The sequence below is a fragment of the Flavobacterium aquidurense genome (genome assembly GCF_002217195.1).
GTDB lineage: Bacteria > Bacteroidota > Bacteroidia > Flavobacteriales > Flavobacteriaceae > Flavobacterium > Flavobacterium frigidimaris.
The window spans coordinates 82,925-92,170 of sequence record NZ_MUGR01000031.1 but is presented as its reverse complement, the minus strand read 5'-3'; the positions used below and the strand labels follow the sequence as shown (position 1 = coordinate 92,170).

General features: G+C 32.9%; 8 protein-coding genes. 7 read left to right on the top strand and 1 reads right to left on the bottom strand.

All coding sequences use genetic code 11. The features are described from left to right. Positions 1 to 417 precede the first annotated feature (417 nt). The 6 genes from fabG (at position 418) to B0A67_RS16380 (ending at position 6,909) form a co-directional block, all read left to right on the top strand. On the top strand, positions 418 to 1,164 hold the full coding sequence (fabG, locus tag B0A67_RS16405) for a 3-oxoacyl-[acyl-carrier-protein] reductase (protein ID WP_055092310.1): 747 nt from the start codon (positions 418 to 420) through the stop codon (positions 1,162 to 1,164). 73 nt (positions 1,165 to 1,237) lie between these two features. Next, positions 1,238 to 3,265, top strand: coding sequence for a hypothetical protein (locus B0A67_RS16400; protein ID WP_072963492.1), 2,028 nt, complete (start codon positions 1,238 to 1,240; stop codon positions 3,263 to 3,265). A gap of 66 nt (positions 3,266 to 3,331) precedes the next feature. After that, positions 3,332 to 4,165, top strand: a complete 834-nt coding sequence (locus tag B0A67_RS16395; protein WP_072963490.1) for a DUF4846 domain-containing protein — start codon at positions 3,332 to 3,334, stop codon at positions 4,163 to 4,165. Further along, positions 4,166 to 4,912 carry a M15 family metallopeptidase gene (locus tag B0A67_RS16390; protein ID WP_072963487.1) on the top strand — a complete coding sequence of 249 codons (747 nt, stop codon included), beginning with the start codon at positions 4,166 to 4,168 and terminating at the stop codon, positions 4,910 to 4,912. 61 nt (positions 4,913 to 4,973) lie between these two features. Beyond that, positions 4,974 to 5,864, top strand: a complete 891-nt coding sequence (locus B0A67_RS16385) for a LysR family transcriptional regulator (RefSeq protein ID WP_072963484.1) — start codon at positions 4,974 to 4,976, stop codon at positions 5,862 to 5,864. Between the two features lie 79 nt (positions 5,865 to 5,943). Further along, entirely contained in the window at positions 5,944 to 6,909 is a 966-nt protein-coding gene (locus B0A67_RS16380; protein ID WP_072963481.1) for a YeiH family protein, read from the top strand. Positions 6,910 to 6,919: 10 nt separating this feature from the next. Here the strand turns inward: B0A67_RS16380 and B0A67_RS16375 are convergent, their stop codons facing one another. Next, positions 6,920 to 7,873, bottom strand: a complete 954-nt coding sequence (locus B0A67_RS16375) for a hypothetical protein (protein ID WP_072963478.1) — start codon at positions 7,871 to 7,873, stop codon at positions 6,920 to 6,922. 161 nt (positions 7,874 to 8,034) lie between these two features. Between B0A67_RS16375 and B0A67_RS16370 the strand changes: the two genes are divergently transcribed. Then, positions 8,035 to 9,033 carry a zinc dependent phospholipase C family protein gene (locus B0A67_RS16370; protein ID WP_072963475.1) on the top strand — a complete coding sequence of 333 codons (999 nt, stop codon included), beginning with the start codon at positions 8,035 to 8,037 and terminating at the stop codon, positions 9,031 to 9,033. The last annotated feature ends 213 nt before the right edge of the window (positions 9,034 to 9,246 follow it).

The window sequence follows — 9,246 nt, the reverse complement described above, 5'->3', positions numbered from 1 at the left end:
ATTATAGACAAGAAAGATCACCGAACTCATTTTTTGGTCGTCTTATGGCAGTATTACTTATAATTGTTTTTTTATAACAAAAAAAATATATTTAAAATATATTATGGTTACTATTTATTTCGGGTTACATACTGATCTGATTCAAGAACCAAAAAGTTAGTTTCAATTTTTATTTTGAAGAAAGGGCAACTCAATGTGAGTTGCTTTTTTAGTTCAAAATGTTTTGCTATTATAAGTTTTGGTTTTTCTTGAAAGGTTATTGCAATTGTTATTTTTTTAAAAAGGGAATTATCATATATTTGACAAGTCATTCATAGCCCTGATAAATGCAATATATTTTTGTGGCTTTTTAGCAAGGAAAAAAATATAGCGGATATCGGGATTAGCTACAAATAAATATTAAAATTAATTTTGAATATGAAATTACTAGAAGGAAAAGTTGCCATTATTACAGGCGCTAGTCGTGGAATTGGAAGAGGAATTGCTGAAGTTTTTGCTAAACATGGTGCAAATGTAGCTTTTACTTATAGCTCATCTGTAGAATCAGCTCAGGCCTTAGAAGCGGAGTTGAACGGTTTAGGAGTAAAAGCAAAAGGATACCAGTCGAATGCGGCCGATTTTAATGAAGCACAAACTTTCGTTGATGCTGTTTTGGCTGATTTCGGAACAGTTGATATCTTAATAAACAATGCCGGAATTACAAAAGATAATTTGCTAATGCGTATGTCTGAGGCTGACTTTGACCAGGTTATTGATGTCAATTTGAAGTCTGTATTTAATATGACAAAAGCAATTCAGAAGACTTTCTTAAAGCAACGAGCAGGATCTATCATTAATATCAGTTCTGTTGTTGGAGTTTCCGGAAACGCGGGGCAAACAAATTATGCAGCTTCTAAAGCCGGTGCAATTGGTTTTACAAAATCTGTAGCACTAGAATTAGGTTCACGTAATATTCGTTGCAATGCAATTGCTCCAGGTTTTATCGAAACTGAGATGACGGCAAAATTACCGGAAGATGTAGTAAAAGGATGGAGAGACGGAATTCCGTTAAAACGTGGCGGAACTGTAGAAGATGTAGCCAATGCATGTCTTTTCTTAGCTTCAGACATGAGTGCTTATGTTACAGGACAAGTACTTAATGTTTGCGGAGGAATGCTTACTTAAAAAGTTAATTTGTTTATGGTTTGTTGTTCTGCAATCCTAAACTAAAGGCTAAAAACTACAAACTAAATAAAATATGACTACAAACACGATTCTATTATTATTACTTTCTTTAGTAATAGCGGGTGGGTTATCGTATTTTCAATATTTCTTTAAAGCCAAAAACAAATCCAAAGTGGTTTGGTTTTTGGCTTTTTTACGTTTTCTGGCTATTTTTGGTTTATTGGTTTTATTGATAAATCCAATAATGACTAAAAATTCGCTGCAAATCACTAAAACACCTTTAGCAATTGCGGTAGATAATTCAAGTTCAATTACGGTTTTAAAATCAGATAAAAAAGTAGCGGAATTATACCAAAAATTAATTTCAAATCCTGCACTTAAAGAAAAATTTGAAATTCAATCCTATCAATTTGATGCAGATTTCAAACCTTCAGACAAATTTGACTTTAAAGGAAAGCAAACCAATCTTGATGAAGTTGCCAAAAACCTGAAAAACATCAACAAAAATTTGATTTTTCCAACAGTTATTATTACTGACGGAAATCAAACTACAGGAAACGATTATGTATATCGTTTTGATCCTGTCAATAAAGTTTATCCTTTGGTTGTAGGAGATACAACCACTTTTCTGGATTTAAAAATAAATCAGCTTAATGTAAACAAGTACGCATTTCATAAAAATAAATTTCCCGTTGAAGTTTTTCTACAATATGCCGGAGATAAAAATGCAAATGCCGAATTCATCATTACACAAGGAAACACAGTTGTTGCGAAAGAAAAAGTTTCTTTCTCAGCTTCCAAAAAAACAGCTGCCGTTAATTTGCTTTTGCCTGCAGATAAAGTAGGATTGCAAATTTTTAAAGCCAGTATTTCATCCGGTTCAAAAGAAAAAAACAGTTACAATAATATCAAGAATTTTGCCGTTGAAGTTATTGACCAAAAGTCTACTATTGCAATAGTTTCTGCTATAAATCATCCGGATATTGCAGCGCTAAAACGCTCTATAGAAGTTAATGCACAACGTAAAGTAATATTGGTTAAACCAAATGATATTAATCAATTACAAGATGTGTCTGTTTTAGTTTTGTATCAGCCAACTTCGGCTTTTAAAGCCATTTTTGATAATAATAAGTTAGCAGGGACCAATACGTTTATTATCACAGGAAATAATACCGATTTTAATTTTCTGAACCAACAACAAAACAGTTTGGTTTTTAAAATGAGCGGACAAAGAGAAGATTATTTATCAGAATTTCAATCTCAGTTTAATTTGTTTGCGATTGACAATATTGGTTTCGAAAATTTTCCTCCATTAGAAAATTTATTCGGAACGATTACTACAAACGGAAACGTGTCTGTTTTACTTTCTTCAAAAATCAGAAACGTTGCCACTAATGCACCTTTACTGGCTTTTACAGAAAATCAGGGAAAAAGAACGGCTTTTCTTTTAGGAGAAAACAGCTGGAAATGGCGTTTGCAGAGCCATATCGACAATCAGTCATTTGAAAAATATGATGTTTTTATAGATAAGATAATTCAGTATCTGGCTTCGACAACTTCAAAAAAATCGTTGGTCGTAACCCACGAAAGCTTTTATAATTCAGGAGAAGCAATTGTGATCAATGCGCAGTACTTCAATAAAAATTATGAGTTCGACGAAAAAGCGAGGCTTACAATCACCGTTACAAACGCTCAAACAAAACAAGCCAAAAACTACGATTTGCTAAAAGGAAATAATTCTTTTGCAGTAAATCTGGACGGATTGTCTACAGGTAAATATAATTTTACGGTAAAAGAATTGAATACGAACACCTCATATTCAAGTCATTTTGAAATTTTAGATTTTGATATCGAAAAACAATTTGTGAATCCGGATGTTATAAAACTGAAACAATTGGCGCTACAAACCAATGGTAAAGCGTTTTTTGAAGATCAGGAAGATGATTTGATACAGCACCTTCTGGAAAATAAGGAATATAAATCGATAGAAAAAAACGTTTCAACCAAAACACCTTTAATTGATTGGGTTTGGCTGCTGATTTTGATTGCTATTGTATTGACAGCGGAATGGTTTGTTAGAAAATACAATGGATTGTTGTAATCGAAATACAATCTAATTCCTTCTAGCTTTTTGTAATCTTGTGGTTATGAATTAAAAGTCCAAATTATGAAAGTTAAATTCTTGTTTATTGTAGCAATTTCGATAGTGTTTTTTTGTTTTTTTTCATTTTCAAAGACAAATAACACTAACAAAAGCAATCTTTTGGGAAACACGATTCAGCAACGTTTTCAACTACCTCAGGGATTTGTGAGAGAAGAGGAATCTAAAACTTCGTTTGCATTTTTTTTGCGAAATATTCCATTAAAACCTTTAGGTTCAGATGTTTTGTATTTTGATGGAACTACAAAATCAAATCGAAACGTTTATGAAGCAGTTGTGGATTTACCCATAGGGAAACAGGATTTGCATCAATGTGCTGATGCCGTGATGCGTTTGCGAGCGGATTATTTTTATAGCCAAAAACAGTACGATAAAATACATTTTAATTTCACAAATGGTTTTCGTGTTGATTTTAGCAAATGGGTCGAAGGTTACAGAATTGCAATTAAAGGCAACAAAACCAGTTGGGTTAAAACTGCAAAACCATCTGACAGTTATCAAACCTATTGGAAATATTTAGAGACGGTTTTTATGTACGCAGGAACTGCTTCTTTAGAAAAAGAACTGAAATCAATTAATGCATTAGACATAAAAATTGGAGATGTTTTTATAAAAGGAGGCTTTCCAGGTCACGCTGTTATTGTTGTTGATGTAGCTGTGAATCCAAAAAATAACCAAAAAATTATGCTTTTAGCACAAAGCTATATGCCAGCACAGGAAATTCAAATATTAAAAAATCCAAATAATAGTTCGTTGAGTCCTTGGTACGCTGTCGATTTCGGAACCTCTCTCAAAACACCCGAATGGACTTTTAGTTCTTCACAATTAAAACGTTTTTAAATGAAACGATTCCTTTTTTTATTCCTTATATTCCAAAATGTTTTTTCTCAAGAAATTCCATTGAATATTCAAAAATTAATTAAAGCATACCCGGATCAAGTTGTTGGTTTTAAAGATAATAAAATTATTTTTAGTGATAAATCAAATTTGATTTATGATGATTTTAAAAATAAAACGAATCAAGAATTGTTAGGAAATCCAGATATTGAGGATCAATTTAGGTTTGTTTATACTAAAGCAAATAAGAATTTAATTCCAAAGGAAGATGCAGGAAGAATTCGAAATGAAGCTTTTTTTAAGAAAATTTACGGAAATTCAAAATCAGAAGTTGAATCAAAAATGACTGAAATTATTTGGTGCCCAAAATTAGTCAATCAAAAAATAAAAGTAACAACCGTAAATGGAATTGATAAAATTGTAAAAAAACTCTCGGCAGAATTAGATAATAATCCAGAATTTAAAAAATATATTAATGGTATTGGAGGTACATTTAGTTGGAGAAAAATTTCAGGAACAAACAGATTGAGTATGCATAGTTATGGAATGACTATAGATATTAATGTCAAAAATTCCAATTATTGGCAATGGGATTGTAAATGTAAAAATGAAGAAGCTAATCTTTCATATAGAAATCAAATTCCCCTGAAGCTAGTTTCAATTTTTGAAAAATACGGCTTTATTTGGGGAGGAAATTGGAAACATTATGACACAATGCATTTTGAGTATCGACCTGAACTTTTTTTATAAATTATTTTATTGCAAGAAATATTGTGTAGGAAAGTGGATTACAAATTAAAAATTTATGATTATGGATTTTAGGCTAAAAGTATTTTCTGCTGTTGCAAATAGACTGAGCTTTACCAAAGCTGCAGCCGAATTATATATTACACAACCCGCTGTTTCTAAGCATATTCAGGAATTAGAAGAAACTTATAAGATAAAGCTTTTTGAACGCAATAGTTCTAAAATTGCGTTAACCCCAGCCGGAGCAATTTTACTAAAACACACTAAAAATATTTTCGAAATCTATCGGAAAATCGACTTTGACATGAGTTCTTTCATTAATGAACGTCAGGGATTGTTAAGGTTGGGAGCCAGTACTACAATTTCGCAATACATTATTCCTCCCGTTTTGGCGCGCTTTCATCAAAAACAAAAAGATATAAAAGTCAATTTGGTAAATGGCAATACAGAGCAAATCGAAAATGCCTTGATCAACAAAGAAATCGAAATTGGAATTGTAGAGGGGCAGTCTAAAAATCAATCGATTAAATACATACCGTTTCTCAAAGATGAATTGGTTTTGGTTTGTAATACTAAAAATCCTTTAGTAAAGCAGCAGGAGATTTTGCTGGAAGATCTGAAACTTATGAAATTTGTCACTCGAGAACGCGGTTCCGGAACACTTGAAGTTATAGAATTTGCTTTGAAACAAGTAGACGTAAAAATAACTGATTTGCAAATCGAAATGCAATTAGGATCTACAGAAAGTATAAAATCGTATCTGCTAAATTCTGATTGTTTTGCTTTTATGTCAATACATGCAGTAGATAAGGAGCTTAAGAATAATGAACTCATAGTTCTGGATGTTGAGCATTTATCTATAGAAAGGTATTTTTATATCATTACTTTGCTCGGTAAATCGGATTCCTTATCAGAACTTTTTATTCAGACTATAGGCGACTATTATAACTTATAGTTATAGGCGATTGCAATTTACGATTGGTGATTACGGCAAAAACAGCAGACCTTTGTAGAGAAATATCAAATTCATTATTTTGAAAACAAAACAACACTCATCGGCACATTTACTGGAAGTTAATCTTTATATGCAACAGGCTATTTTTATTTTAATAATAGTACTGTGTTTATTTTCTGTCATTTCTCCACCAATTGCATTATTGTCAGGTGTTGTTATGGTGAATGTTTTCGGTAATCCATTTGTAGCCTTCAATCATACGGCAATTACATATTTATTGCAGTTTTCAGTAATTGGTTTAGGGTTTGGAATGAATGCTTCGAATGCAATTTCAGCCGGAAAAGAAGGTTTTCTACTCACAATATTCTCGATTTTCAGTACTTTAATATTGGGTACATTTTTAGGGAAATGGTTAAAAACGGATAGAAAAACATCACACTTAATTTCTTGCGGAACAGCTATTTGCGGAGGAAGTGCAATTGCTGCGATTTCACCGGTAATTAAATCAAACGAGAATCAGACCTCAATTGCCTTGGGAGTTATTTTTATTTTAAATTCAATAGCATTATTTGTTTTCCCATTTATCGGACATCAACTTGATTTGTCTCAAAAAGAGTTTGGTTTATGGTGTGCTATTGCTATTCACGATACAAGTTCAGTTGTTGGCGCTGCGAATAAATACGGTGCAGAAGCTTTACAAATCGCAACAACCGTAAAATTAGCCAGAGCTTTATGGATTATACCAATTTCTTTGCTAACAGCTGCAGTTTTCAAAAATAAATCTCAAAAAATCAAGATTCCTTACTTCATAGGTTTGTTTATTCTGGCAATGCTTTTCAATTCATATGTTCCTGCGACTGCAATTGTTGCGCCATTTATTGTTGATGTTGCTAAAATTGGACTCACAATCACTTTATTTTTAATAGGAGCTACTTTAAATATAAATACGCTAAAAGCAGTAGGAGTAAAGCCGTTACTTCAGGGAGTTTTTCTTTGGATCTTTATTGCCGGTTTAGGCTTGGCTTCAATTTTATATCTCAATTAAGTATAAGGGACTATTTTATATTTGAAAATTTCACAATGGGTTTGCCCACAATATTATACCATTTCCCTTTAAAAGAAAGATGTTTTTCTATGGTGAAATTAAACTGTTTTTTTGTTTTGGCCATTTCGCTGACTTCTGCCGGCATATCAACTTCATACTCATCATCTCCGCCTTTTGATTGGCGGTAAAATCCGCTGGTTGTAATGATAAAATCCCTAAAGTATTTTTTATTAGAATCTTTTACTACTTTATAAGAACTTGACCAACTGGTACCACCTCCGGTATTTGATAATCCATAATTATCTACTTCCATTAGTGGTTGATACTTTCCACTAAAACCAACTATCAAATACAGATAATCGTAATACGGAGCACCGGCACCACCATTTGAATGTACTAATGTAAAAGCATACTGATCATCGCCAATTTCTACCAGTTTGGGAGAGGGAGCTCTCGAGAACGCACCAAAAGCAGCAATTGCAGGCTGAAAAGATCTCATTTGCCAAACATTATCATTTTTTGCAAACTTGGCAACACCAACTAAACCTCCTGAAAATCTTCCGGTTTGTGCTCCGTCGGCATCGTAATCAGAGTGATTAAAAAACAATAATTTAAACTGATTGCCTTTCGAATCTGTGTAATTTATATTTTCAAGAAGTCTTGTAGCAACACCTTCTTTATAAGGAAAAAGCTGATCGCCTTCGACACCGTTAACGTCGGTATAAGCAGCAGGTTTACAGGTTTTGCATTTCCAGCTCAAAAAAGTGTTATTATCGGAAAGCTTGTATAATCTCCCGGGAAATAATTTCTGCATCGTTTTTACTCCGTCTAGTGGATCAGGCAGCTGTAGCGTTCTTTTAGTATCTATAATAGTATCACTAACGCTTTTTAATTGTATGTCCTCTTGTGCAGAGCAAATCGAAGTGAAGAATAAGAAAAGAATGCCAAAACGGATCAGGCTCATATAGTAAGATTTTATGTAAATCAAAGACGAATTTACGAAGAAACTTTCAATAAGGACTTATTGCCGGCAAGGCATAGAAAAATTAAATTATAACAATAATGCCGACTATTGTTTTGAATTCGCTTTAAATGAAATAAATTTGCATCTCAAACAAAATACAAATGAAAAACTTTAGAATGAAGCCAACAGTAATCGCATTTTTCGCATTAGCTATTGGATTTTTGACATTATCATGGGGAATCGTTGGCCATGAGCGTATTAATAAAGCTGCAGTAATGGCTTTGCCACGTTCACTTCAGATTTTCTTCTACAATCACATCGATTTTATTACACAGGAAGCTTCTGTGCCGGATATTCGTAAATATGCCCTGAATTACAAAGACGAAAATCCAAGACACTATTTTGATATGGAGAATTTTGGTGCTGTAGACAGTATTCCACAAACTTTAGAAGCAGCAAAGAAAAAGTACGATGCTAAATTCCTGAATGATAACGGTATTTTACCTTGGTATATCGAAGATATGATGGTAAAATTAACCAAAGCTTTTAAAGATAAAAACAGAGCTGAGATTTTATTTCTTGCTGCAGACTTAGGTCATTACATAGGTGATGCGCACATGCCATTGCATACTTCTGCGAATCACGACGGACAATTGAGTGATCAAAAAGGAATTCACTCACTTTGGGAAAGCAGACTTCCTGAGTTATTTGCTAAAAATTACAAATTAAATGTTCCACAGGCACAATATTATGAAGATGTTCATAAAGCAACCTGGGATATGATTAATGATACACATAGTTTGGTTCAGCCGTTATTAGACATCGATAAAAAACTTAGAACGTCAACTCCTGAAAATCAGGTTTTTAAAATGGATGCTGATGGAAAAGTCGTGAAAAGCAAATACAATTCAGCAGTTTTCTCTGATGAATACGCTAAGAAATTGCACAAAGACTTAAACGGAATGGTTGAAAATCAAATGAAAAAAGCCATTACAGCAACTGCAAGTTTCTGGTATACTGCGTGGGTAAATGCAGGAAAACCTGATTTAAGTGATTTAGATGCGCCGGCAGTTACACAAAGAAATAACCAGGCTCTAAAAGATGATTTAAAACTGTTTCAGCAAGGAGACTTGTTTGGAATGAAAAATCAGAACGACTAAGACAGTTTTTAGTCTCAGCATGATTTAAATAAAAAGCCTCAGATTCATTTGAATTTGAGGCTTTTTTAGTTTTTTTACAATCGCAGTGAAATATTTAGGAGCTGTTCCTGCTGTACACTTGTATCTTTTATTTTTCTAAAGAAAAAAAATAAAAGGATACCGCTTCCATCAGGGCTATGGCACTTGTTTTTACAGAATCTCTAATCAAAAGAC